The 26,500-nt window shown below is 71.8% G+C and carries 17 protein-coding genes; 14 read left to right on the forward strand and 3 right to left on the reverse strand.

The window, feature by feature from the left end:
- Window positions 1–141 precede the first annotated feature (141 nt).
- From JJQ90_RS13005 to JJQ90_RS13030, 6 genes are all read left to right on the forward strand, one after another.
- Window positions 142–978: a transporter substrate-binding domain-containing protein gene (locus tag JJQ90_RS13005; RefSeq protein ID WP_230410610.1), complete on the forward strand. Its 837-nt coding sequence runs from the start codon at window positions 142–144 to the stop codon at window positions 976–978.
- Between the two features lie 18 nt (window positions 979–996).
- Window positions 997–1,623, forward strand: coding sequence for an amino acid ABC transporter permease (locus tag JJQ90_RS13010; protein WP_230410611.1), 627 nt, complete (start codon window positions 997–999; stop codon window positions 1,621–1,623).
- The gene (locus JJQ90_RS13015; RefSeq protein ID WP_230410612.1) at window positions 1,620–2,273 is read left to right on the forward strand and encodes an amino acid ABC transporter permease; all 654 of its coding nucleotides are present in this window, start codon (window positions 1,620–1,622) and stop codon (window positions 2,271–2,273) included. The genes JJQ90_RS13010 and JJQ90_RS13015 overlap by 4 nt, the downstream gene beginning before the upstream one ends.
- Window positions 2,270–3,010 carry an amino acid ABC transporter ATP-binding protein gene (locus tag JJQ90_RS13020; RefSeq protein ID WP_216876009.1) on the forward strand — a complete coding sequence of 247 codons (741 nt, stop codon included), beginning with the start codon at window positions 2,270–2,272 and terminating at the stop codon, window positions 3,008–3,010. Before JJQ90_RS13015 ends, JJQ90_RS13020 begins: the two co-directional genes overlap by 4 nt.
- Before the next feature lie 182 nt (window positions 3,011–3,192).
- Window positions 3,193–4,119 carry an endonuclease/exonuclease/phosphatase family protein gene (locus JJQ90_RS13025; protein WP_216876010.1) on the forward strand — a complete coding sequence of 309 codons (927 nt, stop codon included), beginning with the start codon at window positions 3,193–3,195 and terminating at the stop codon, window positions 4,117–4,119.
- Between the two features lie 104 nt (window positions 4,120–4,223).
- Window positions 4,224–5,744 (forward strand): phospholipase D family protein, encoded by a 1,521-nt coding sequence (locus tag JJQ90_RS13030; RefSeq protein WP_216876011.1) that lies wholly within the window; start codon window positions 4,224–4,226, stop codon window positions 5,742–5,744.
- Window positions 5,745–5,767: 23 nt separating this feature from the next.
- Here JJQ90_RS13030 and JJQ90_RS13035 read toward each other — a convergent pair whose 3' ends face one another.
- A complete protein-coding gene (locus JJQ90_RS13035) occupies window positions 5,768–6,496 on the reverse strand; it encodes a SapC family protein (RefSeq protein WP_216876012.1) in 729 nt (242 codons plus the stop codon).
- 230 nt (window positions 6,497–6,726) lie between these two features.
- Here JJQ90_RS13035 and JJQ90_RS13040 point away from each other — a divergent pair, with 230 nt between their 5' ends.
- The 4 genes from JJQ90_RS13040 (at window position 6,727) to JJQ90_RS13055 (ending at window position 20,654) form a co-directional block, all read left to right on the forward strand.
- Window positions 6,727–8,493 (forward strand): ShlB/FhaC/HecB family hemolysin secretion/activation protein, encoded by a 1,767-nt coding sequence (locus tag JJQ90_RS13040; RefSeq protein WP_216876014.1) that lies wholly within the window; start codon window positions 6,727–6,729, stop codon window positions 8,491–8,493.
- Between the two features lie 12 nt (window positions 8,494–8,505).
- Window positions 8,506–16,821 (forward strand): two-partner secretion domain-containing protein, encoded by an 8,316-nt coding sequence (locus JJQ90_RS13045; protein WP_216876016.1) that lies wholly within the window; start codon window positions 8,506–8,508, stop codon window positions 16,819–16,821.
- A 2-nt stretch (window positions 16,822–16,823) separates the two neighbouring features.
- Window positions 16,824–19,871, forward strand: a complete 3,048-nt coding sequence (locus tag JJQ90_RS27310) for a CHAT domain-containing tetratricopeptide repeat protein (protein ID WP_216876018.1) — start codon at window positions 16,824–16,826, stop codon at window positions 19,869–19,871.
- Window positions 19,872–19,967: 96 nt separating this feature from the next.
- Window positions 19,968–20,654, forward strand: coding sequence for an extensin-like domain-containing protein (locus JJQ90_RS13055; RefSeq protein WP_216876020.1), 687 nt, complete (start codon window positions 19,968–19,970; stop codon window positions 20,652–20,654).
- 2 nt (window positions 20,655–20,656) lie between these two features.
- Here the strand turns inward: JJQ90_RS13055 and JJQ90_RS13060 are convergent, their stop codons facing one another.
- Entirely contained in the window at window positions 20,657–20,869 is a 213-nt protein-coding gene (locus tag JJQ90_RS13060; protein WP_216876022.1) for a hypothetical protein, read from the reverse strand.
- Window positions 20,862–21,734 carry an SDR family oxidoreductase gene (locus tag JJQ90_RS13065; protein ID WP_216876024.1) on the reverse strand — a complete coding sequence of 291 codons (873 nt, stop codon included), beginning with the start codon at window positions 21,732–21,734 and terminating at the stop codon, window positions 20,862–20,864. Before JJQ90_RS13065 ends, JJQ90_RS13060 begins: the two co-directional genes overlap by 8 nt.
- Before the next feature lie 164 nt (window positions 21,735–21,898).
- Between JJQ90_RS13065 and JJQ90_RS13070 the strand changes: the two genes are divergently transcribed.
- The 4 genes from JJQ90_RS13070 to JJQ90_RS13085 are packed head-to-tail and all read left to right on the forward strand — an operon-like array spanning window position 21,899 to window position 26,439.
- The gene (locus JJQ90_RS13070) at window positions 21,899–22,393 is read left to right on the forward strand and encodes a YciE/YciF ferroxidase family protein (protein ID WP_216876026.1); all 495 of its coding nucleotides are present in this window, start codon (window positions 21,899–21,901) and stop codon (window positions 22,391–22,393) included.
- A 19-nt stretch (window positions 22,394–22,412) separates the two neighbouring features.
- Window positions 22,413–23,318: a non-homologous end joining protein Ku gene (gene ku, locus JJQ90_RS13075; protein WP_216876028.1), complete on the forward strand. Its 906-nt coding sequence runs from the start codon at window positions 22,413–22,415 to the stop codon at window positions 23,316–23,318.
- Window positions 23,318–25,849 (forward strand): DNA ligase D, encoded by a 2,532-nt coding sequence (gene ligD, locus JJQ90_RS13080; RefSeq protein ID WP_216876030.1) that lies wholly within the window; start codon window positions 23,318–23,320, stop codon window positions 25,847–25,849. Before ku ends, ligD begins: the two co-directional genes overlap by 1 nt.
- Window positions 25,846–26,439, forward strand: coding sequence for a cytochrome c3 family protein (locus tag JJQ90_RS13085; protein WP_216876032.1), 594 nt, complete (start codon window positions 25,846–25,848; stop codon window positions 26,437–26,439). The genes ligD and JJQ90_RS13085 overlap by 4 nt, the downstream gene beginning before the upstream one ends.
- Window positions 26,440–26,500 lie beyond the last annotated feature (61 nt).

Consider the following 26,500-nt stretch of genomic DNA (forward strand, 5'->3'; position numbering starts at 1 on the left):
AAGCCTACGGTCATGACCTGTCATGTCAACCTTCGCGTGCCCGGCTCATGGTCGGGGTTCAGCTTGGGAGCGTGGCCAGACGGGGAAGTGCCGGCCCGGCCGGATGGATTCACGCAGGCCGTCAAGGCCGAGGAGAGCATGATGACGAAGCTGCTGATCTCGCGGCGCACGGCGCTCGCCGCCGCCGCCCTGGCCGCCCCCGCCTTGCTGGCCGCCCGCAGCGCCAGCGCCAACAATCTGGAAAAGGCCCAGCGCGCCGGCGAATTGCTGATCGCGACGGAGCTGCACTTCGCGCCCTTCGACTTCACCGAGGGTGGCCGCCAGGTCGGCATGAACTCCGAGCTTTTCGCCGAGGTCGGCAAGGCGCTGAATGTCCGCATCCGCTTCCAGGACCTGCCCTGGCCCGGCGTCCTGCCCGGGCTGGAGGCCGGCCGCTTCGACCTGGTCGCCGGCCCCGCCACCATCACCAAGGCCCGCATGGAGCGCTACCGCTTCACCGCCCCGGTGGCCGATGCCACCGTCGCCCTGCTGAAGCGCAGCAGCGATGCCAGCATCGCGAAGCCGGAGGATATCAACGGCAAGACGGTCGGCTGCGCCCAGGCCACCGCGCAGCTGACCCAGCTGCAGAACTTCATCCGCGACAAGTCGCTGAACGTGCAGATCCGCGAATACCAGTCCTTCAGCGAGACCTATGCCGACCTCGCAGCCGGCCGCATCGTCGCGGTCGCGAATTCGCTGCCGAACATCGCCTATGTCGCGCAGCAGCGCCGCGTCTTCGCCGTGGTCAGCCCGCCCTTCGGCGCCAAGGTCTATTTCGGCTATCTCGGCCGCAAGGATGCCGAGACGGCGCCGCTGCTGGACGCGGTGGATGCGGTGATCGACGCGATGCGCGGCGACGGCCGGCTGGCCGCCTTGCAGACCAAGTGGTTCGGCCAGTCCTTCGAGGTGCCGGCCCGCGTCGTCGAAGCCAACGCCTGATCGCGGAAAGGGCAGACCTTGGAGTTCCTGGCCGAGGCCCTGCCCTCGATGCTGGAAGCGACGGCGGCGACCATCTGGATCTCCGCCGTCGCGGTCGCCATCGGCTTCGCCCTCGGCGTGCCGATCGCGGTGGCCTGCTCGGCGGGGCGGGTCTGGGCCAATCTCTATGTCAGCTTCTTCCGCGGCGTGCCGCTGCTGATCCAGCTTCTGCTGGCCTATTACGCGCTGCCTTTCCTGGGCGTGGACCTGCCGGCCATCGTCGCCGCGGTCGGCACGCTCAGCCTGTGCTGCGCGGCCTATATGGCGGAGATCATCCGCGGCGGCTTCGCTTTGGTGCCGAAGGGCGGGCTGGAAGCCGCGCGGCTGCTGGGGCTGACGCCCCTGCAGACCCTGCTGCGCATCCGCCTGCCGATCTCCGCCCAGGCGATGCGCCCGGCGCTGATCAGCGAGGCGATCCTGATCGTGAAGGCCTCCTCCCTGATTTCGGTCGTCGGCATCCTGGAACTGACGCGCAGCGCCCAGGCGCTGGCGTCGAGCACCTTCGAGCCGCTGCCGGCCTATGCGCTCTGCGGCGCCATCTATCTGGTGATCAACCTGACCCTGACATTCCTTGCGCAAGGGCGCGGCGGGGCTCAGCGCGCATGATGGCGGCGCTGGCCGACAGCTTCCTGGCCGCGGCGCGCGGCCTGCCGCTGACCATCGCCATCTGGGGGGCCGGCGTCGCAACTGGCCTGGTGCTAGGCTTCCTGGTCGCCGCCATCCGCTTCTTCGCGCCGCTCGCCTTGTCCTGGCCACTGGCCATGGCGGTGGAGGCGGTGCGCGGCGTGCCCTTCCTGGTGCAATGTTTTCTTCTCTATTTCGGCGGCCCCTTCATCGGCATCGACCTGTCGCCGATCATGGCCGGCTGGGTCGCGCTGTCCGTCTATGGCGCGGCCTATTTCAGCGAGGTTTTCCGCGCCGGCTTCCTCTCGGTGCCGCCGGGGCAGTTGGAGGCGGCGCGCATGCTGGGCATTCCGCGCCACCAGGCGGTGCTGCGCATCATGCTGCCGATGATGGCGCTGGCGGTGCTGCCCTCGCTGGCCAATCTGGCCGTCATCCTCATCAAGGAAACCGCCATCCTGTCCATCATCACCGTGCCGGAACTCACCTTCCGGGTGCAGGGCGTGGGCTCCGCCACCTTCGCCTTCGCCGAGACCACGCTGGTGCTGGCGTTGGTCTATTGGGCGCTGGTCGAGGCCACGGCCTGGGCCTCCCGCCACACCGAACGCCGTATCGCCCGGGCGTTGGCGGCATGACGGCGCCCATTCTGTCGGTCCGCGCGCTGGAACGGCGCGTCGGCGATGTGGAGATCCTGCGCCGCATCGACCTGGATGTGATGCCCGGGGAGGCGATCGGCGTGATCGGCCCCAGCGGCTCCGGCAAATCCTCCCTGCTCCGCTGCATCGCCGGGCTGGATGCGGTCTCGGGCGGGGAGGTGATGGTGGAGGGCCGCCGCACCCAGCCCGGGGATGGCGCGGTCGGCATGGTCTTCCAGCATTTCAACCTCTGGCCGCATCTGACCGCGCGGGAAAACGTGGCGCTGGCGCTGCGGCTGGTCCGCAAGATGCCGGCCGCCGCCGCCGCCGAGAAGGCGGAAGCCGCGCTGGCCCGCGTCGGGCTGGCGGCGCTTGGCGGGCGCAAGCCGGCGGCGCTGTCCGGCGGCCAGCAGCAGCGCGTCGCCATCGCGCGCACGCTGGCGATGGAACCGCGCGTGTTGCTGTTCGACGAGCCCACCGCCGCCCTGGACCCGGAGCTGACGACGGAGGTGCTGGACGTGATCCGCGACCTGGCCGCCGCCGGCACCACCATGCTGGTGGTCAGCCACGAGATGGGCTTCATCGCCCGGCTTTCGACCCGCGTGGTCTTCCTCGACCACGGCGTGGTGGTGCAGGCAGCCCCGCCGGCGGAGCTGTTCGCCGCCCAGGCGGAACCGCGCGTGCGCAGCTTCCTGCAAACCTATCTCGACCGTGTCGCCTGGGCGCGGGATGCGTGATGCAACAATGCGCGGCATGTGGCGTTGCAACCTCGCCTTCATATCCCTGGCGTAGGATGTTCACGCTGGCGCCCCGCACCGCATCTTGGAAATGGCAGCGGCTGTGACTATTTTCGGGGCGTCGTCTTTTACCTCGGGTCGCCGGAGCGTCCCGCATACCGGATCCGGCCCGCACGCGACGCATGATCGACCCGCAACACCCATCCTCCCCCAGCACCGGTTCGGACCGGCGCCGTAGCGGCATCGCGCGGTTCAGCGTGTCCGACCGCCTGCGCCGCACCGGGGACGCCGTGCAGGGGCTTCTGGTGGAACTGCGTGGCCCGGTGCGCCCTGCCCCGGCAGCCCCGCAACCGCCGCCGCGCGGGGCCGGGCTGCTTCGCGTCGCATCCTACAACATCCACAAATGCGTCGGCATCGACCGGCGCTTCGAACCCGCGCGCACCGCCGCCGTGATCGCCGAACTCGGCGCCGACCTGGTCGCGGTGCAGGAGGCGGATCGCCGCTTCGGCCGTCGCACGGGCCTGCTGGACCTCGCCGCCCTGGAACGGGAGACGGGGCTGGCGCCGCTGCCGGTCTCCGACCTGCCCGATGGCCATGGCTGGCACGGCAATGCCCTGCTGGTGCGCCCCGGCACCCCCGCCCGCATCCGGCGGCTGGCCCTGCCGGGGGCGGAGCCGCGCGGCGCGCTGGTGGCCGATCTCGAACTGCCATCGGGCCGGCTGCGGGTGGTGGCGGCGCATCTCGGCCTGCTGCGCCGCAGCCGCGCGCAACAGGCCGCGGCCATCCTGCGGGCCCTGGCGGAAACGCCGGAGGGTGAGGAACCGCTGCCCACCCTGCTGCTCGGCGACCTGAACGAATGGCGCCCCGGCCACCGATCCTCGCTGCGCGCCTTCGAGCCCTTCTTCGGCCCGGTGACCCAGGGCCCGCCGAGCTTCCCCACCCGCCTGCCGGTGCTGGCGCTGGACCGCATCCTGGGCTGGCCACGCGGCCTGGTCAGCCATGTCGCGGCGCATGACAGCGCCCTGGCGCGCATCGCTTCCGACCATCTGCCGCTGACCGCGACGGTGCGGCTGGGCCACGCGGCGGCCGAGGCAGAAGCCGCCGCCTGACGACCCGCGCGGCCGTCGTTGCAACCGCCGCGCTGCTGGACCGTTCGCTTGCGGCGGCCCTGGCCGCGCGCCACATGCCGAGACAGGCCAGCACAAGGAACGACATGTCCGCCCCCCGGACCCAGGCCATCGCGATCCCATCCCCGCCTGCCCAGGGGGCGCCCGAGGACTCGGCGCTGCATCGCGCGGTCGCCCGGGTGCTCGCCGGCCTGGGGCATGCGGAGGCCGGCGCCGCCCTGCTGCCGGAGGGTCTGGACGCCTTCGCCGCCCGCGTCGCCACCGCCCGCGCCGCGAGCCGGACGCTCGACTTGCAATATTACATGTGGCACGCGGACGTGACCGGCACGCTGCTGGCCGGCGAGGTTCTGGCCGCGGCCGATCGCGGCGTGCGGGTGCGATTGCTGCTGGACGATGCCTATGCCATCGGCCGCGAACGCATCCTGGTGGCGCTGGAATCGCACCCGAACATCGCGGTGAAGGTGTTCAACGCCACGCGCTGGCGGCTGTTCGGCAAGTTCGGCTTCCTGCTGGAAATGGCCTTCGGCGGCTGGCACCTGAACCGCCGCATGCACAACAAGTCCTGGATCGCCGATGGCTGTGTGGCCATTGCCGGCGGCCGCAACCTGGGTGACGAGTATTTCGGCGCCAAGGCGGAGGATTTCAATTTCCGCGACCTGGACCTGGTGCTGGCCGGGGCGGCGGCGGCCGGCACGCTGCGGGTCTTCGAACGCTACTGGGCCAGCCGCCTGGCCCTGCCGGCCGACAGGGTCTGCCCGCCCGCCGGCCCCAATCGCGGCCTGCCACAGCTACGCGAGGCTCTGGCGGAGGCCGCCGCCAGCCCGGCCGCGCAGCGCTATCTCGGCCATTTCGCGCATCTGCCGGACCCGGCGGAGCGCCTGAAGCGCGGCATGGTGGCGGTGCCGCCGCGCGCGGTGCGGGTGGTGGCGGACCCGCCGGAAAAGGCCCGGCGCGGGCTGACGGCACGGCGGGAAGCCCGCGCCGCCGGCGGCATCGCCCCCGACATCGCCGATGCGCTGCGCGCGGCCAAGCGCCAGGCGCTGCTGATCTCGCCCTATTTCGTCCCCGGCCAGGCCGGCCTCGCCTTGTTGCTGGAGATGGTGGCGCGCGGCGTCGAGATTTCCGTCATCACCAATTCCCTGGCGGCGACCGATGTGGTGGCGGTGCATGGTGGCTATGCCGGCTATCGCCCAAGACTGCTGCGCGCCGGCATCCGCCTGTTCGAACTGAAGCCGAGCGGGGAGGATGAGGATACCAGCGTCTTCGGCTCCCGCGGCGCCAGCCTGCACACCAAGGCCTTCGTGGTGGATGGCGCGCAGGTCTTCGTGGGTTCCTTCAACCTGGACCCACGCTCCGCCCGGTTGAACACCGAAATGGGCGCCTTCGTGCGGCATGACGGGCTGGCTGCGGAACTGCGGGCGGAACACACCCGCCTGGCCCACCCGGCCCGAAGCTGGCGGCTGGGGCTGGAGGAGGACCGGCTGGTCTGGAGCGGCCTGGATGCCCATGGCCAGCCCTGCCGGCGGCATCACGAACCCGACGCCTCGCTCCGCCGCCGCGTGCTGGCGCGGGTGCTGTGCTGGCTGCCGATCGAATCGCAGTTGTAGCCTTTCCGATTGCGGGGAAGCCCTCAGGCCATTTCCGAAAACCCGTGGATGGAGGCCAGGTGGGCATAGATGGCCTCCAACTGCCCGGCATCCCGAAGCCCCGCCAGCGCCGCCCCATCCAGCTTCGCCAGCGCCGCGCGGTCCACGGCGCGGAAGCCTGTGATGTCGAAGGCCGGCGCCCCCGGCCGCGCCGGCTGCACCCGGGCGGTGGAGGCGCTGAGCAGGCCCAGCGCATCCAGTGCCGCGCAGAAGGCGCGGGTGCGGCGGAAGGCGGCCTCCGCATCGCGGGCCAGGGCGAAGGCCTGCTGCAGGGCCGCCGCCGGCTGGCCGTCCCCGGCATAGAGCGGCTCGCCCGCCTCCGTCGACAGGCAGGGGGCCAAAGGGTCGAGGCAGAGCACCAGTTCCTCCGCCACGCCGCTCGGCACCAGCAGGAAGGGATGGCGGCGCAGATGCGCGGGCTGGTAGCGGCCCGCCAGCCAGTGCCCGTCTGCCCCGAGGGCCGGGGAGGGTTGGTCCGGCGCCAGGCGCAGCAGCGCCACCGGCATATGCGGCGCCTGTTCGGCGAACAGGATCGGCAGGTGCCGCCCGACCAGGGCGATCTCCTCCATCGCCACGGGCAGCGCGGAAATCCTTTCCAGATCGACATGGCGCCGCGCCGGCAGCAGGCGAAGCGCGCCATGTCGGTCGGCGTGCACGACCTCCAGCGCCTGATAGAGGACTGGCAAGGTGGGTGCGGCCGGTGGCTGGGTCATGCGTCGAGGATAAGCGGCCGGCGCCAGTTGCGGGAGTTCCGGCGTGATGCTGTTTTGGTATCGAAACCGACGCGGTTCGTCAATATCGCGTTTTTGATGCGCGTCGGATGAAACCGGACACGCCGACACGAAACGTGCTCGCACCTTCTGCTCACATGTGTAACAACTCATGAAAGGCCATTTCCGGGGGGGCACGGCCGATGCACGACGAGAATGGGGGGTCATCGGCCATGCGGTATTTCCGGGTCCTGGCGCTGACGCTCATGCTGCCGCAGGTGCTGCCGTCCATGCAGGCGCAGGCCCAGACGGCGCCACCCGCGCCGCCGCCACTCACCCCCGGCCAGATCGAGCAACTGGCCCCCAGCACCGCGCCGCGCCTCGCCCCCAGCCTGCGCCCGGTCATTCCCGCGCCTGCCCAGGGACCCGGTGCCGCCATCCGGGTGCGGGTGGTCGATGCCCGCATCACCGGCAACCAGGCGCTTCCCGAGGCCCCGCTGCGCGACCTGCTGGCGCCCCTGATCGGGCAGGAGGTGCCGCTTTCCGACATCGAGGATGCGCGCATCGCGGTGATCTCCGCCTATGACCAGGCGGGCTACCCCTTCGTCACCGCCACTGCGGGGCTGGAACCCGTGGCCGACGGCAGCACGCTGGTGCTGTCGGTGATCGAGGGGCGGATCGAATCCGTGAAGCTGGACGGCGATATCGGTCCCGCCGGCACCCAGGTGCTGCGCTTCCTGGCGCCGCTGACCGGTGGCGGTCCGGTGACCGCCTCGGCGCTGGAGCGCGCGCTGCTGCTGGCGGGCGATGTGCCGGGCGTGTCGCTGCGCAGCGTCGTGCGGCCGCTGGAAGGGGGCAATCCGGGCGCGCTGGAGCTGGTGGCGCAGGTCGTCCGGCGACCCTTCAGCGGCTATCTCTCCATCGACAATCGCGGCTTCCGGCAGACCGGGCCGCTTCAGGGCCTGCTGGCCATCGGCGCCAATTCCTTCACCGATATGGGGGAGCGGGTGGAGGTGTTGCTGTTCCAGTCGCAGGATTGGGAACAGACGCTGGGCCAGGTCTCGGGCGAGGTCTTCCTCGGTGGCTCCGGCCTGCGGCTGCGCGGCTATTTCGGCACCGGCATCACCCGCCCCGGCTCCTTCCTGGCGCAGCTCGGCTATGAGGGCACCACGCATCTGGGCGGCGTCGGCGCCACCTATCCGATCATCCGCAGCCGTCCGATGAACCTGTTCGCCGGCCTGCAATTCGACTGGCTGGATACGGAGGTGGAGGTCGGCACGCCGGGCGTGCGGCAGAGCCGGGACCAGACCCGCGTGCTGCGCCTGGGGCTGGAGGGCAATCGGCGGGACACGCTGCTGCCTTTCGCCCCCGATGCCGCGACCACCAGCGCCAGCCTTCGCGTCCATAACGGCACCGCCTGGTTCGGCGCGACCCGCGCCAGCGAGGTGCCGGGCGCGGCGCGGGCCGGCAGCGATTTCGACTTCACCAAATGGACCGCCGAACTCTCCCGCACCCAGCCGCTGTTCGCGCCCAGGGATGGCATGATGGTCAGCCTGTTCGCGCAGGTCGCCGGGCAGATCACCGACGATGTGCTGCCGCTGTCGGAGAAGTTCCTGTTCGGCGGCAACCGGCTCGGCCGCGGCTTCTATGCCGGGCAGGTCACCGGCGACAATGCCTTCGGCGCCAGCATGGAACTGCAATTCAATGTGCGGCCACAGCCCTTCGCCATGCCCGGCCTGTCCGGCACCGATGTGATGGTGCAGCCCGGCGCGCAATTCTACCTGTTCCGCGACTTCGGCCGGACCTGGGAGAATGTGGTGACCGATACCAGCCGCACGGTGGAATCCTGGGGCGGCGGCGTGCGCCTGCTGCTGACCGACGACGTGCAACTCGACATCGAGGCGGTGCGCCGGCTGACGCGGCAGGTGGATGCCGCGGGCGGCAGCGTGAAGCCGCTGTCGGAGACCGCCGGTTTCTTCCGCCTGCTGACCCGTTTCTGAAGGGCGCGCGCCATGCCGATGAACCTCCGCCTCGCTGCCCGCCGCCACCTTCTGGCCAGCACCGCCCTGCTGCCGGTGATGGCCGCCGGGCCGGTCTTCGCCCAGGCCCCGAATGCGGCGCCGACGGGTGGGCAGGTGGTGGCGGGCAGCGCCGCCATCAGCCAGTCCGCCACCACCACCACGATCAACCAGGCGAGCAACCGCGCCGCGATCGACTGGCGCGGCTTCGATGTCGGCCGCAACCAGGCGGTGCAGTTCAACCAGCCCAATGCGGGGTCCTGGACGCTGAACCGGGTGACCGGCCCCGACCCCTCGCTGATCGCCGGCCGCATCACGGCCAATGGCGGGGTGGCCATCGTCAACCAGTCCGGCATCGTCTTCACGCCGGGCGCGCAGGTGAATGTCGGCAGCCTGATCGCCAGCGCTTCCAATATCACCAACGAGAACTTCATGGCCGGCCGCATGGTCTTCGACGGCCCGGCGCGCCCCGGCGCCCGGGTGGAGAACCATGGCAGCATCACCGTCGCCGATCGCGGCCTGGCCTCCCTGGTCGCGCCGGGCGTCGCCAATTCCGGGCTGATCCGCGCCCGGCTCGGCCGCGTGGCGCTGGCGGGGGCGGAGACCTTCACGCTCGATCTGGCCGGCGACGGGCTGGTCGCGCTGGATGTCACGCAATCCGTGCGGCAGGGGCCGGGCGGCGGCGTCGCGCTGGTGACCAATTCCGGCGTGGTGGAGGCGGCGGGCGGATCGGTGCTGCTGACCGCCGATGCGGCGCGGGGCGTGGTGGATACGCTGGTGCGCAATACCGGGCGGATCAGTGTGGATGCCGCCAGCGGCGCGGCGGCGGGCCAGGTGGCGATCACGGGCAGCGGCGGCGATGTGCGGCTGGAAGGCGGCCGCGTCTCCGCCACCGGCACCGCGCCGGGCGTGCGCGGTGGGCGCGTGGCCGTCGCGGCGCGGGATGGCGCGGTGGTGGTGGGTGCCGCCGCCACGGTCGATGCCTCCGGCGCCGGGGGTGGCGGCAGCGTGCAGCTTGGCGGGGCCGCGACGCGGCGTGTGGAGGTGGCCGGGCAGGTCGCGGCGCGCGGCAACGGTGCCAGCGTGCGCGGCGGGCTGGTCGCGGCGCAGGCGAAGCAGGATGTGGACGTGGCGGGCGGCGCCAAGCTCGATGCCTCCGGCACCGGCGGCGGCGGCACCGTGCTGGCCGGCACCACCGGCTTCGGCCGGGGCCAGCAGATGGCGGAGACCACGCGCATCGCCGCAGGCGCCACACTGGCAGCCGATGCGACGGAGGCCGGCACCGGCGGCACGGTCGCCGTCAACAGCACGACCCGAACGGAGATGCGGGGCGCGATCTCGGCGCGCGGCGGGGCGGCGGGCGGTGATGGCGGCTTCGTCGAAATCTCCGGCCAGGCCGCGCTTTCCATCGCCGGCACGGTGGATGTGCGCGCCCCGGCCGGGCGCGACGGCACGCTGTTCATCGATCCTGACGATATTTCCATTGTCGCCGGCGCGGATGATTCCGGCCTCGATGGCGTGGCGGGCATCGTGGTGGCGGCGGAGGCCGGGCTCGGCGAACCCGCCGTCATCACCAATGGCACCATCGCCGCCTTCGCCGGCACGGTGCGGTTGGAGGCGGCGGATACCATCACGGTCGATGCCGCCATCGCCAAGGCCAATGGCGGCCTGACGCTGGTGGCCGGCACCACCATCACCCTCAACGCCGATGTCGCGCTGACCGGCGCGGGCAGCGCCTTCACCGCGACGTCGGGGACCATCGCCGGCGCGGGTGGCGTGCAGGTGGCCGATGGCGCCACCATCATGCTGCGCAGCGATGCGCTGACCCTGGCCGGCGCGCTGGATGCGGGCGCGACCGGGCTGGTGGAGATCGGCCCCCGCACCGCCGGCGCGGCCTTCACCGCCGCCCTGCCGGCGGGTGGCGTCACCGCCGGAAGGCTGCGCCTGGGCGAGACGCGCAGCGGCGATATCGTGGATTGGGGCCAGGATGCGCTGGCGCAGGGCACGCGCACCGCGGGCGCGGTGACGGTCGCCGCCGATCTCGCCGTGGCCGGCATCAGCCTGGAGCTGATCGGTGCGAGCATCGCCGTGGATGCGGCGGTGACGGCGGCGGATATCACGCTGCGCGCCGATGCGGGCGACATCACCCAGGCGGTGGGCGGGCGGCTGACGGCGGATTCGCTGTCGGCGGTGGCGAGCGCGGGATCGGTGCTGCTGGCGACAGCCGATCCCCGCAACGCGGTGGGCGCCGTCACCGGCTCGGCCAGCGAGAACTTCCGCTTCGGCAGCAGCCAGGCGGTGACGGTGGGGCCGGTGACGGCCGGCGACGATCTTTCGATCATCGGCACGGCGGTGACGGTGACGGGCGCGCTCGATGCCGGAGCGCAATTGTCACTCGAGGCGACGGCCGGCGCGGTGGCGTTGCAGGCGGCAGTCAGCGGTGATGTCGGCATCGACCTTTCCGCCACGGCCGACATCACCCAGACACTGGCCGGCCTGCTGACCACGCCGACGCTGTCCGCCACATCCAGCACGGGATCGGTGCTGCTGGCGACAGCCGATCCGCGCAACGCGGTAGGGGCGGTGAGCGGATCGGCCAGCGACAACTTCCGCTTCGGCGGCAGTCAGGCCGTGACGGTGGGGCCGATCACCGCGGGCGACGATCTTTCGATCATCGGCACGGCGGTGACGGTGACGGGCGCGCTCCAGGCCGGGGCGCAACTGTCCTTGCAGGGGACGGCCGGCGCGGTGGCGTTGCAGGCGGCGGCCCGCGGGGATGTCGGCATCGACCTTTCCGCCACGGCCGACATCACCCAGACGCTGGCCGGCCTGCTGACCACGCCGGCGCTGTCCGCCACATCCAGCGCGGGATCGGTGCGGCTGGCGACGGCGGATCCGCGCAATGCGGTGGATGCGCTCAGCGGCTCGGCGGATGGGGATTTCCTGTTCAGCGGCGCCAATGACCTGCTGCTGGGGCCGCTGACGGCCGGCGGGGATGTGACGATTGGCGGGCCGACGATCACCGTGGACAGCGCGGTGACGGCGGGCGCGGTGCTCACGCTGACGGCGGATACCGCGCTGGTCGTGAACGGGCCGCTGGCGGGTACCGGACAGGCGGGGGTTGAGCCTGGCGTCGCGCTGACGGCCAATTCCATCAGCCTGACGCAGCAGGTGGTCAGCGGCGCCGGCACGGATATCACGCTGGTGACGGATCTGCTGACGGCGACCGGCGGCGCTCTGCTCCAGGCAGGAACGCTGGTGGATGGCGGGACGCTGTCGATCGCACCACGCACGGCGGCGCGGGATATCCGGCTGGGCGGCGGCGCGCTGGCGGATACGCTGGTGATCGGCGACGACGTGATCGGCGTGATCGCTGCGGCGACGGAGCGGCTTCTCATCGATGGCGGCACCACCTCCGCCGTGACCGGGGTGGGTGCCGATCTCGCGGCGCGGGATGTGGAACAGGTGGAGCTGCGTGGGCTGAGCATTGCCCTGACCGGCGGCCTTTCGGCTGATACCGGCATCACCTTTCTGGCACAGAACAACGTGACGCAGACGGCGGATGGCCTGCTGACCGTGCCGACGCTTTCCGCCACATCCACCGCGGGCTCGGTCCTGCTGGCCACGGCCAACCCCATCAATGCGGTGGACACGGTCGGTGGCGCGGCGAATGGGGATTTCCTATTCCGTAGCAGCAATGCGCTGACGGTGGGCGCGGTGACGGCAGGCGCGGCGGCGAGCATCACGGCGCCGTCGGTGACCGTGACGGGCGCGGTGCAGGCGGGCACGCTGGCGACGCTGGCCGCCGGGACCGCTGGCATCGCCTTGCAGGCCGGCGTCAGCGGCACCACCGGCATCACGCTGGTGGCGGTGGACGACATCACGCAGACATTGGCCGGGCGGCTGACCACACCAACGCTTTCCGCCACCTCCAGCGCGGGGGCGGTGCTGCTGGCAACCGCCGATCCGCGCAATGCGGTGGATGCGGTCGGCGGCGCTGCGGCTGGGAATTTCCTGTTCGACAGCGCGAATAACCTGGCGGCGGGGCCGATCACAGCCGGCGGGGCGGTGACCCTCACGGCGCCATCGATCACGGTCACCGACGCCGTGCAGGCGGGCACGACGGCGACGCTGACGGCCGGGACGGGCGGCATCACGCTGGAAGACAGCCTGACGGCGGTGACGGCCATCACGCTGGTGGCGGTGGACGACATCACACAGACGGCCGCCGGCCTGCTGACCGCGCCCACACTTTCGGCGACCTCCAGTGCGGGGTCGGTGCTGCTGGCAACCGCCGATCCGCGCAATGCGGTGGATGCGGTCAGCGGCGCGGCGGATGAGGACTTCCGGTTCAGCGGCGCCAATGACCTTGCGCTGGGGGCGGTGACGGCGGGCCAGGACATCGCGATCACGGGGCCGCGTATCGACCTCGGTGGCGTGGTGCAGAGTGGCGCGGGCCGCGACATCACGCTGGTGACGGATGCGTTCGGGCCGGTTGGCGGTGGCGCTTCGCTTCAGGCCGGCACAGTGGGAGATGGCGGCACGCTTGGGATCAGCCCGCTGACGGCCGGTCGCGCCATCCAACTGGGCGGCGCGGCGGCGCTGGATCCGCTGGTGGTCGGCGCCGACGTCATCGGGGTGATCGATGCAGCGCAACGGTTGTTCATCGACGGTTCCACCACCTCCGCCGTGACGGTGGACGCAGCGGGGGCTGACCTGGCGGGGCGGGGTGTCGCGCAGGTGGAACTGCGCGGGCTGAGCCTGGCGCTGGAAGGCGGGCTGACCGCGGGGACCGGCATCACCCTTCTGGCACAGAACAACGTGACCCAGACGGCGGATGGCCTGCTGACCGTGCCGACTCTTTCCGCCACCTCCACCGCAGGTTCGGTGCTGCTGGCCACGGCCAGTCCCGCCAATGCGGTGGATACGGTCGGCGGCGCGGCGGCTGTGGACTTCCTGTTCAGCAGCAGCAACCCGCTGACAGTGAATGCCGTGACGGCGGGCGCGGCTGCGGGCATCACGGCACCTTCGATCACGGTGACGGGCGCGGTGCAGGCGGGCACGGTGGCGACGCTGACCGCCGGGACCGCTGGCATCGACTTGCAGGCCGGCGTCAGCGGCACCACCGGCATCACGCTGGTGGCGGTGGACGACATCACGCAGACGGCGGCCGGGCTGCTGACCACGCCCACGCTCTCCGCCACCTCCAGCGCCGGCGCGATCGCGCTGGCCGAGGCCAATGTGGTCGCCCATGTCACGGCGGTTGCGGATGAGGGGGTGAGCTTCCGCTCGACCCAGGCGCTGACGGTGGATGGCGTGACGGCGGGCGCGGATTCGGTGCTGCGCGGCGATGTGTCGCTGGCGCTGGCCGGCGCCGTGGATGTCGCCGTGAACCGGCTCGACCTGCGCAGCAACGGCGTGGTGGGCCAGCAGGTCACGGGCCTGATCACCGCCGGGACGTTGGATGTGTTTGGCGCGAGTGGCGCCGCGAGCGGCGCGATCACGCTGGACCAGGCCAATGCGGTCGGCAGCTTCGGCGCGACGACCTCGGCCGGGGTGAATTTCCGGTCGACGCAGGCCCTGACGGTCGATGGTGTGATCGCGGCGGCGGATTCGACGCTGCGGGGCGATGTGGCGCTGGCGCTGGGCGGGGCGGTCGGGGTTGGCGCGAACCGGCTGGACCTGCGCAGCGATGGCACGGCGAGCCAGCAGGCAACGGGCCTTGTCACCGCTGGCACGCTGGATGTGCGCGGCGCCAGCGGCGGGGCGAGCGGCGCCATCACGCTGGATCAGGCCAATACGGTCGGCAGCTTCGGCGCGGCCTCCTCGGCCGGGGTGAATTTTCGATCGACTCAGGCCCTGACCGTGGACGGCGTGGCGGCGGGGGCGGATTCGACGCTGCGCGGCGATGTGGCGCTGGCGCTGGGCGGGGCAGTCGGGGTCGGCGCGAACCGGCTGGACCTGCGCAGCGATGGCACGGCCAGCCAGCAGGCGGTGGGCGTTGTGACAGCCGGGACGCTGGATGTGCGCGGCGCCAGCGGCGGGGCGAGCGGCGCGGTGACGCTGGCGGAGGCCAATGCCGTCGGCAGCTTCGGCGCGGCCTCCTCGGCCGGGGTGAATTTTCGGTCGACGCAGGCCCTGACGGTGGATGGCGTGGCGGCGGGGGCGGATTCGACGCTGCGGGGCGATGCGGCGCTGGCGCTGGGCGGGGCGGTCGGCGTTGGCGCGAACCGGCTGGATCTGCGCAGCGACGGTGCAGCCAGCCAGCAGGCGACCGGCCTTGTCACCGCTGGCACGCTGGATGTGCGGGGTGCGAGCGGCGCGGCGGCGGCCTCGGTCACGCTCGACCAGGCCAATGAGGTGGCGAACATCACGGGTGCCGCCTCCGGGGGCGTCACCTTCCGCTCGGCGCGCCTGGCGGGACTGACCGCGACGGATGTCGAGGCCGGCGCCGCGCTGGCGCTGGCGGCGGATACCAGCCTGACGGCCAGCGGCACCTTGCGCAGCACGGGCGGCGACGTGGCGCTTGTCGGCCAGACGGGGGTGACGCAGACGGCGGGCAGCATCAGCGGCAGCGGCGCGGTGGCGCTGACCTCGGCCGCGGGCGGCGTGACAACCACCACGACCGTCCAGGGCGACGCCGTGGCGCTCAGCGGCCAGTCGGGCGTCACGCAGACGGCGGGCAGCATCATCGGCAGCGGCGCGGTGACCCTCACGGCGGCCGGTGGCGCGGTGGATGCCGCGGGCACGGTGCAGTCGACCGCCTCGGGGGTGGCGCTCAGCGGCCAGGCGGGCGTCACGCAGACGGCGGGCAGCATCATCGGCAGCGGCGCGGTGACCCTCACGGCGGCCGGTGGCGCGGTGGATGCCGCGGGCACGGTGCAATCGACCTCCGCGGGGGTGACGCTCAGCGGCCTGTCGGGCAGGCTTGGCTCCGAAAGCACGGTGCGCGGTGCGGGCCCGGTGCAGGTGACGGCCAGCGTCGGCGGCGTGGCGGCGAATGGAACGTTGGTCAGCGACAGTGGCGGCGTCCAGGTCCAGGCGCAGGGCGATATCACCCAGGCCAGCGGCCTCATTGCCGGCGCCAATGTGCAGCTGGAAAGTGCCACGCGCATCCTGGCGACGGGCGGCCGGATCGAGGCCGGCCAGTTGACCGCGGTCGCCCCCGTTATCGAGATCGGCCGCTTCAGCAGCGATCCGCTCAACCCCACCCATGGCGCCATCGTCCGCGAACTGACCGAGGTGCGCGCCATCACCGGCGCTGCCGTGATCCGGCTTCAGGGCCTGTCCGATGGCACGGAGACGGTGGTGACCGGTGCGCAGAGCGGCATCGATGGGTATGACCTGCAGTCGACCGGCAGCCTGCTTTTGCGGAATGCCACGGTACAGGCCCAGACCGGCGATGCCACCATCCTTGCCGACGGCTTCCTTCGGCTCGACCCGGGCAGCAGTGTCGCGGCGCCGGGCCGGGTGCGGCTGGCGGCGGGCCAGTCGCCGGAGATGGCGCAGGCGCTGCTGCTGGATGGCGCGACGCTTCAGGGCCGGCTGGTGGAGCTGGTGGTCGGCGCGGCGGGCAGCAGCGGCGGCGAGCTCGTGGCCAATGGCAGCACGATCCGCGCCGGCACCGCCGTGCTGTTCGCGGCCGGCGGCAACATGGTCACCGGCGACGTCACGGTGACGCCGCTGGATTCGGGCCGGCTGCCCCTGGTGATCTACGACAGCCGGCGCACGGCCAGCGCGCTGCGCGCGATTCCGGGCACGGTCGCCGACGACACCACCGATCGTCCCGGCCTGCCGGGCAATGAACAGGTCTGGCAGGTGCTCACATCGGAAGTCGCCCGCAACCGTGCGGCCTTCAGGGTCTTCGGCGCGGATGACGGGCCGAGCGGCGCGGCCACCGCCGCCGCCGCCGGCACGCTGACCCTGGCGCTGGATGCCGGCGAAAGCCCTGTCTTCCTGCTGCTGGATGGCGGCACCGCCACGGGCGTGCTGCGCGCGGGGCGGCTCGGCGTGCACGGCCTGGTCGGCGAGGCGCGGGCGGAGGGCGACAATGTCGTGGCCCTGTCCGGCACGCTCAGCGGCATCTCGCTCGGCATCGCCGCGCAGTTCGGCCGCACCACGGCGGCGCTGCCGAATGACCAGGTGCGCTATCGCATCAATGAATGCGTCATCGGCTCGGTGAACTGCGTGGCACCCTCGCTCGCCCAGCCCTTCGCGGTGCCGATCGAGAACCGCATCGACATCCGCAGCGACCGGCCGCGCCTCGACCCCGATGTGCTGCTGCCCAATATCGCCGAGGAGGATTATTGAGCATGGCCGCACCCCGCGCCTTCCGCCGGCTCCCCCTGCTGGGCCTCCCGCTGCTGGGATTCATCGCCGCCTGCACCGCGCCGCCGCCGGAGGCCTATACCGCCCTCGGCACGTCGCGCGCCGCCGAATCCCGCCCGGCCGGGACGGACTCGCGGGGGGAGACCTGCATCAGCCAGGATGGCCGCAGCGTGGCGCTCGACCTGCCGCTGGCGGCAACGACGGAAGCCTATTGCGGCGGCTGGACCCAGCCGGCGGCACGCATCTTCGCCCTGCGGGGACCGGTGGATGTGGCGACGCTGGACCGCATCGCCACCGGTGGCGTCTGGCGAAGCTGGCTCGACCAGCGCCTGATCTGCGCCGCGCCGCAGGCGACCCGGCTGGGTGATGGCACCCCGGCCCGGCTGCTGCAATGCACGCGGCGCCAGGGCGGCTGGGCGCATGTGGCCATGGTCACGCAGGGTGCCGAAGGCCCGGTGCTGGCCGATGGCATTCCCACCGCGATGCCGGTGATGGAACGGGTGGCACGCGGCATGGCACCCGGTGGCGCCGTCGTGCGCTCCGCCGCGCTGGAGCTGGAAACCGTGCGTTTGGCCGCGCGGGCCTTCGGTGCCGGCGATGTGCGGGACTTCGAACGCGCCATGCAACTCGGCCAGGAACAGAACCTGGTGGAGAACTACGTCGGAGCGGAAAGCGCCTATCGCGCCGCGCTGGCGATCCAGGAACGGGTGCTGGGCGGCAACAACCCGGACACGGTCGGGCCGTTGATGCACCTGGCGCTGAACCTGTCGAACCAGCAGCGGCACCGGGAGGCGGAGGCGCTGTTCACCCGGTCCGAGGCCCTGGCGCCCCAGGCCTCCGACCCCACCGTGCCGGCACGGCTGGCGCATTACCGGGGGCTGCATGCGCTGAACCAGGGCCGGTATGCGGAGGCCGGGGTGCTGCTGGAACGGGCGGAGACGCTGTATCGCGGCTTCGTGCCGGCCAGCCTGCTGCGCGGCGGCACCAGCGTCGATCCCTTCGGCACCACCGCCGCCATCAGCCCGATCGCGCAGACCGCCATCGTCGGCCTGGCGGAGGCCCGGCGCGGCCGCGCCACGGTGCTTGCCCGCAGCGGCGCGCCGGCCGCGGCGCGCGCCCTGGTGGCGGAGGCGCGCGGCCTGCTCCAGCGGGTGGATTACGACCGCGCGGCGGTCGGCGGCCGTTCCCTCCGGACAGAGGCGGCGGCGCTGCGGGCCGGGCAGGACCCGGCCGGCGCGGGGGATCTGCTGACCCGGGCGGCGGCCCGCTTCGGCCAGGCCTCCCCGGGTGAACGTGCCGAGGCGCGAACGCTGTTCCTGCTCGGCCAGAGCCGCGCCGCGGCCGGGCAGACCGTGCCGGCGCTGGACGCCTTCCGCGCTGGGGCGGAGATCCTGCGGCTGCGGCGCATCGCGCTGGAATCCGACCAGGTGCTGGACTACCTGGAGGCGCTGGCCCGGCAGGCGCAGGCACGGCCGGCGGAGGCGGCGGCCCTGGCGCGGGAGATGTTCGGCGCGGCGCAGCTCGCCCAGCGCGGCCAGACGCAGCGCTTCCTGGCCCAGGCCGCGGCGCGGCTGGCGACCGGTGGCGGCGATGCCCGCGTGACCGCGGCGGTGCGTCGCATGCAGGATCTCGACCAGGAATTGCGCGAGCTGTTCGCGCAGCGGGACAGCCTGGGCGCGGTCGGCGCCGAGGCCCTGGCCGAGCTCGATACGCGCATCGCCGCGCGGCAGGAGGCGCGGGCGGAAGCGGAAAGCGAGGTGGCGGCGGCCGCGCCGGCCTATCGCCAATTGCTGCTGAGTGCCGCCAGCGCCGCCGATGTGGCGGGCGTGCTGGGGGAGAAGGAAGGGCTGGTGCAGATCCTGCTCGGCCCGCGCTTCGGCTATGCGCTGGCGCTGCGCGCCGATGGCGGCGTGCTGGCCCGCCGCGTGGCGCTGACCGAGGCCGAGGCCACCGCCTTGGTGGGCCGGGTGCGGGCCGGCATCGACCAGGGCGCCGCCAGCTTCGACATGGCGGCCGCCCAGGCGCTGCACGTCGCCCTGCTGGCGCCGCTGGCGGCGGCGCTGGAAGGGGCCGACAGGCTGGTGGTGGTGCCGGACGGGCCGCTGCTGTCGATCCCCTTCGGCCTGTTGCTGACCGGCCCAGCCGAGCCCGCCGATCTGCGCGGCGCGCCCTGGCTGATCCGGCAATTCGCCATCGTCCATGCCACCTCGCCGCAGGCGCTGGTCACCATCCGACGGGGCGCGCCGACCTCCGCTGCGCCGAACCCCTATATCGGCTTCGGCGATTTCGAACCGCCGAGCGCGGCGCAGCTTGCCCGAAGCTTCCCGGCGGATCGCTGCGCGGAGGATGCACGGCTCGCCTCCGGCCTCGGCCGCCTGCCCGGCACAAGGGCGGAGGTGGAGGCGGCGGCGCGCTTCCTCGGCACCCGCTCCACCCTCTTCGGCGCCAGTTTCACGGCCGCGGCGCTGCGCAATGCCGATCTCGGCAGCCATCGCGTGGTGCATCTGGCGACCCATGCGCTGCTGCCCGGCGAGCTGAGCTGCGTGACGGAGCCGGCCATCGTCGTCTCCGCCCCGCGCGGCGCGGCGGATGCCAATGCGGCGCTGCTGCGGGCGAGCGAGGTGCTGACGCTGAGGCTGGATGCCGACCTCGTCATCCTCTCCGCCTGCAACACGGCAGGGCCGGCGACCGGGGTGGCCGGTGCGGCGGGCGGCGCGGGTGAGGCGCTGTCGGGCCTCGCGCGGTCCTTCTTCTTCGCCGGCGCGCGGGGGCTGCTGGTGACGCATTGGCCGGTGGCGGACCAGGCGGCGGCCTTCACTGTGGCCTATATGATGCAGCGCCAGCAGATCGGCGGCGATTCCGCCACCGCGCTGCGTGAGTCGCAATTGGTGCTGCTGAACGAGGCGGGGGTGAACCTTCCGGCGGAATTCGCGCATCCCTTCTACTGGGCGGGCTTCGCGATGATCGGCGATGGCCGGTTGGCGCAACCCGTGCGGCGCGTGGCGGGCGGCGGCGCGGCGATCGGCGGCTGAGGTGCTCGCGGTGGTGTGAGGTGGCGCGGGGCGCGTTCGCTCCCCAGTTCAGGGGAGATGACGCGCCCCACCTCTCCCCTTCGTCGAAGCTGAACCATGCGGGCCTTGCGGTGGCTGGTCGTGCTCGGCCTTCTGGCCGGGGGGACATTCCTCGGCCTGCGGCACCTGCCGCCGGAATGGGACCCTCGCGCGCCGCTGGATGTCACCGCTTCGCCCAATCTGATGACGGGCGTGAAGCTGCGGCGGTTGGCGATCCAGCCGCAGGCCTGTTTGGCGGCGCTGGAGAGCAGCGGCCTGACGGTGCAGCGGGTGGCGGACCGGCCTTCCGATATCGGCTGCGCGCTGGAGAATGCGGTGCGGCTGCCCAATGCCAGCCGCGTCACCCCCGCGTCACCCGTAACCACCTGCCGCGTCGCCGCAGCCTGGCTGCTGTTCGAGACGCATGTCATGCAGCCGGCCGCGCGCCGACATCTGGGCAGCGAGGTCGCCGCTGTCCGGCACCTGGGCACGCAGAACTGCCGCAATGTCTATCACCGTGCCAGCGGGCGCCGCAGCCAGCACGCCACGGCGAATGCCATCGACATCGCTGGCTTCACCTTGCGGGATGGGCGCCAGGTCACCCTGCTGCGGCACTGGGGCAGCGGCGGGACGGAGGCCGCCTTCCTGCGCGAACTGCGCGATGGCGCCTGCGGCTTCTACCGCGCCGTGCTGGGGCCGGAGTACAACGCTGCCCATCGCGACCATTTCCACTTCGACATGGGGCCCTGGCGCGCCTGCCGCTGAGATCAGGAATCCCCGGGCCAGTGCCGCCCGGCGCCCGCGCCGCCGCCGGCCTCGGGGGACAGTGTTTCGCCCGGCTTCTGCTCCGCCTTCTTCAACTGGCGGCGGCCGCTGGCAGTGCCGCCGATGTCGGGGCGGGTCTCCGTGCCGTCACGCGCGGTGCCGGCCGGAATGCCGGTGCCGCTATCGCCCTCGGCGACAGGCTTTTGGTCAGGCATTGACGACGGTCCCCCCATTCGGATGCAGCACCTGGCCGGTGAAATAGGAACTGTCCTGTTCCGCGGCCAGGAACAGGAAGGCGGGTGCGACCTCATCCGGCTGGCCCGCGCGTTCCAGCAGCGTCGCCGCGCCGTGCTGCGCCGTGCGTTCCTCATCGAAGGAGGCCGGGATCAACGGCGTCCAGATCGGCCCGGGCGCCACCGCGTTCACCCGGATGCGCCGCTGCGGCCAAAGAGCCTTGGCCAGGCTGCGGGTGAAGCCAACGATGGCCCCCTTGGTGGAGGCATAGTCGATCAGCTCCGCACTGCCCTGATAGGCGGTGATGGAGGTGGTGTTGATGATCGAAGACCCCTCCCGCATATGCGGCAGCGCCGCCTTGGTCAGCCACATCATGCCGAGGATATTGGTGCGGAAGGTGCGTTCCACCTGCGCCTCGGGAATTTCGGCAAAGTCCTTGCAGGGATGCTGCTCGGCGGCGTTGTTCACCAGGATGTCGATGCGGCCACCGAGGAAGCGTGCGGCCTGTTCGACGGCATCGCGGCAGAAGGCGGCGTCGCCGATATCGCCCGCGATCACCGCGCAGCGGCGGCCGGCGGCCTCGACATGGGCGCGGGTTTCCTCGGCGTCCTGCGGTTCCTCCTTGTGCAGGATCACCACATCGGCACCCTCCTTGGCGAAGCCGATGGCCACCGCCCGACCGATGCCGGAATCGCCGCCGCTGATAAGGGCTGTGCGGCCTTCCAGCTTGCTGGCGGCACGCCAGCCTTCCATGACGGAGCGGGGGCGCGGCGTCATCTCCGTCTCCAGCCCCGGCTGGTGCGTCTGGTGCTGGGGCGGTTGCAGGGTCTTCGATTCATCGGGCATGGATCTCGCCCTCCTGGCGTGGTGCGGGATCAACCGGCGCCGCGGATCAGGGTTGCATCCGGGTCCGCAGGCGGAATCTTCGGCAGGCGGGCGAAACTCCGCGGCGCGGCGGCGTTTGGAAGCCAGCGCGGCCACAGGACGCGGCCGGCCCACGGAGATGCGCCATGAAAACGATGGATGACCTGTTCCTGCTGACGCTCAAGGACATTTACTACGCCGAGCGGCAGATTCTGAAGGCGCTGCCCAAGATGGCGCGTGCCGCCCAGAATGAGACGCTGAAGCAGGCCTTCCTGGATCACCGCGAGGAGACGGAGGGCCAGGTGGAGCGGTTGCAGGAGGTGTTCCAGATCCTCGGCAAGCGCGCCCAGGGCAAGACCTGCGAGGCCATCCAGGGCCTGATCCAGGAATGCGAGGAACTGCTGGAAGACGCGACCGAGCCGAGCGCCGTGCGCGATGCCGGGCTGATCGCCTGCGGCCAGGCCGTGGAGCATTACGAGATGGCCCGCTACGGCACGCTGATGGCCTGGGCGGAGGCGCAGAAGAAGGCGGAGATCGTCGCCCTGCTGAAGGCGACGCTGGACCAGGAAAAGGCCGCGGACAAGCTGCTGACGCAGATGGCGGTGAAGACCATCCACAAGGAAGCGCTGAAGGCGGCCTGAGCGAAAAGGGGACGGGGCGATGGCGGCGCGGCCGAGCTGGAACGGGCATCTGCGGCTGTCGCTGGTCGCCTGCCCCGTCTCGTTGTTTCCGGCGACGACCAGCGCGCATGACGTGCGCTTCCACCTCATCAACCCGGAAACGGGCAACCGCATCCGCACCAAGACCTTCGATGCGGATGGGGAGGAGGTGGAGCGCAAGGACCTCGTGCGCGGCTTCGAGATCGAGAAGGACGAATACATCCTGCTGACGGATGATGAGATCAAATCCGTCCGCCTGGAATCGACCCGCAGCATCGACATCGAACGCTTCGTCGATGCGGCGGAAATCGACCGCATCTTCTGGAATGACCCCTATTACCTGGTGCCCGATGGCAAGGCGGGCGTGGACGCCTTCGTGGTGATCCGCACGGCGATGGAGAGCGCCGGTAAGGTGGCGCTGGCCCGCGTCGTGATGGGAACCCGTGAACGTATCGTCGCCATCGAGCCACGCGAGGTCGGCATGCTGCTGACCACGCTGCGCACCCATGACGAGGTGCGCGCCTCCGACGAGCTGTTCGAGGACATTCCGAACCGCAAGGCCGATGCGGGCATGATCGAGATCGCGGAACGCATCATCGCGCAGAAGCAGGGGTCGTTCGAGCCCTCCGAGTTCACCGATCGCTACGAGGAAGCGCTGCGCGCGCTGATCGCCAGCAAGCGCGACGGCGATGGCGGCGGCACCAAATCCGCGCCACCGCGCGAGGACAATGTGATCGACCTGATGGAGGCGCTGCGGCGCAGTCTGGAAGGGTCGTCGGACAAGCCCGCGAAACGCGTCGCGGCGAAGGCGAAGCCGGCCGCGAAGGCGAAGCCCGCGCCGAAGAAGACACCGCCCAAGGCGCCCCCGAAGAAGGCGCCGCCGCGCAAGCGCGCCGCTTCTCGCTGATGGGGGCCAGCGCGCCCGATCGCCTGGCGCCCTATCGCGCCAAACGCGACTTCCGGCGGAGCCGGGAGCCGGAGGGTGCGCCGGGCGTGGCCGGCGAACGCCTGGCCTTCATCGTGCATCGCCATGACGCGCGCCGGCTGCATTACGACCTGCGGCTGGAATGGGGTGGCGTGCTGAAATCCTGGGCCGTCACCCGCGGCCCCTCCCTCGATCCCGCCGACAAGCGCCTGGCGGTGGAGGTGGAGGACCATCCGATCGACTATGGCTGTTTCGAGGGTACCATCCCGAAACCCGATTACGGTGGCGGCACGGTGCAGATCTTTGACCGGGGCTTCTGGGCGCCGCTGAACCCGGACAGCGTCGATGCCGACCTCGCCAAGGGCGAGCTGAAATTCGTGGTCGCGGGCGAAAGGCTGCGCGGCGGCTTCGTTTTGGTGCGGATGAAGCCGCGGGGGGCGAAGCCGGAGCCGCGCAACAACTGGCTGCTCATCAAGGAGAAGGACAGCATGGCGACGCCCGGCGAGGGCGATGCCGTGCTGCGGGCGGAGACCTCCATCGCCAGCGGCCGCACCCTGGCGCAGATCGCCAAGGGCGATGCGCCGCCACTCAAGACCCGGCCCAAGGCCGCCGCCAAGACCACCCCCAAGGCCCCACCCGCGGCCCCGGCCGGCACGCTGCCACGCTTCGTGGCGCCGCAGTTCTGCCGCCTGGTCTCGACCCCGCCGCGCGGCGAGAACTGGCTGCATGAGTTGAAGATCGACGGCTACCGCCTGCAACTCCGCATCGAGGGCGGCAAGGTCACGCTGCGGACCCGCACCGGCCTCGACTGGACCGAACGCTTTCCCGACATCGCCAAGGCCGCCGCCGGCCTGCCCGATGCGGTGATCGACGGGGAGGCGGCGGCGCTGGACGCGAAGGGCCAGCCGGATTTTTCGACGCTTCAGGCGGTGCTGTCGGGGATGCGGGCGGCAAAGCTGGTCTTCTTCGCCTTCGACCTGCTGCATGACGGCACCAGCGATCTGCGTGCGCGGCCGCTGGAGGCCCGCAAGCAGGCGCTGCGCAGGCTGCTGCCCGCCAGAAGCGCGGTGCTGCGGTTTCTCGACCATTTCCCGGCGCCGGGCGATGCGGTGCTGGCCTCCGCCTGCCGGCTGGACATGGAGGGCATCGTCTCCAAGCGGCGCGACGCGCCCTATGCCTCCGGCCGCGGGGATTCCTGGACCAAGGCCAAATGCCGGGGGCGGGACGAGGTGGTGATCGGCGGATACTCGGAGGGGCAGGGCCGGAACGGCCTCGGCGCGCTGCTGGTGGGCGCCTGGCGGGATGGCAAGCTGACCTATCTCGGCCGCGTCGGCACCGGCTTCCCGGCCAGGGTTGCGGCGGACCTGCTGCGGCGGATGAAGCCGCTGCACCGGCGGACCACCCCCTTCGCCGGCCGGCAGCCGGCCAAGACCAGCGATGTGGTCTGGGTGAAGCCGGCGCTGGTGGCGGAGGTCGCCTATGGCGGCTGGACCGAGGAGGGCATCCTGCGCCATGCCAGCTTCCAGGGCCTGCGCGAGGACAAGCCTGCCAAGACCGTCACGCCGCCCCCCGAACCGGCGCCACCGCCCGCCGCGCCGAAACGTGCCAAGGCGACACCGGGCCTGACCAATCCGGATCGCGTGCTGTGGCCGGCCACGGAGCACAGCCCCGCTTTGACCAAGGCAGACCTCGCCGCCTATTTTACCCGATTTGCCGATCATATCCTGGAACACGTCGCCGGCCGCCCGCTGTCCCTGCTGCGGGCGCCGGACGGAATCTCGGAAGAGCTGTTCTTCCAGCGCCATGCCATGAACGGCCAGTCGCCGCTGATCGGCGCCGTCACCATCGCCGGCCAGGCGCGGCCCTATATGCGCATCGACGATGCGGCGGGGCTGCTGGCCTTGGCACAGATATCGGCCGTGGAGTTGCACCCCTGGGGCGCGCTCGCCGACACGCCCGAAGTGCCGGAACGGCTGGTCTTCGACCTCGATCCGGATGAGGGCGTGGGCTTCGACCGGGTGCTGGACGGCGCCAGGGCCCTGCGCGAGAGGCTGCGCGCCATCGGCCTGACGCCCTTCGCCCGCGTCACCGGCGGCAAGGGCCTGCATCTGGTGGTGCCGCTGGCGCCGCCGAAGCGCGGCGAAAGCCCGGACTGGAAGGCGGCCAAGGCTTTCGCGCGCCTTGTCTGCGAGATGCTGCGGCGGGACGAGCCGGATCGCTACACCACCACCCTGGCGAAGAAGGCCCGCAAGGGGCGCATCTTCCTGGATTACCTGCGCAACGACCGGCTTTCCACCGCCGTCGCCTCCTGGTCCCCCCGCGGCCGGCCTGGTGCGCCGGTGGCCCGGCCGATCCCCTGGTCGGCGGTGAAGAAGGGGCTGGACCCCGCGGGCTGGCGCCTGGCTGACCTGATGCAGGGCAAGCTGCCGGCCGATCCCTGGGCGGACTTCAATGAGGCCGCCGGCAGCCTGCGCGACGCCATGACGCGGCTGGCCGGCAAGGATATCGCATGAAGCCCCTGTTCTCCCCCGGCGCCGACCGGAAGCTGCGCGGCATCATGGTGGTGGTCGCGGCGGCGCTGGTGCTGGCGGGCACGGTCGCCTTCGCGGTGGCGCGTTCGGATGGGACATGGGGCGTCGGCACGCCGGCGGCGCAGCCCATTCCCTTCAGCCACGCCATCCATGCCGGCCAGATCGGGCTGGATTGCCGCTTCTGCCATGCTGGCGTGGAGACTTCCGCCAATGCCGGCATGCCCTCCGCCGAGACCTGCCTCGGCTGCCACAGCCAGGTCTGGAACGTCACCGCGCAATTCGCCCCGCTGGAGACGGCGCTGACGCTGGGCACGCCCGTCACCTGGGCCTCCGTCCACCGGCTGCCGGAACATGTGCGATTCCAGCACGCCGCGCATATCGGCGCCGGCCTGACCTGCGCGCAGTGCCACGGGCCGGTCGAGACCATGGCGCGCACGGTGAAGGCCGAGACGCAGTCGATGGGCTGGTGCCTGGACTGCCACCGTGACGCGGCGCCGGAGGCGGCGGCGCGGCATGCGCAGTTGGGTGTCGAGATTTCGCCACTGACGAGCTGTTCGACCTGCCATCGGTGAACGGCCACCCTTAGGCGGAACCGTTCTGGGCACAGCGCGTTGCCCGTCCGACGGATGGGGG

The sequence above is a fragment of the Falsiroseomonas oleicola genome (assembly GCF_019029495.1).
GTDB lineage: Bacteria > Pseudomonadota > Alphaproteobacteria > Acetobacterales > Acetobacteraceae > Falsiroseomonas > Falsiroseomonas oleicola.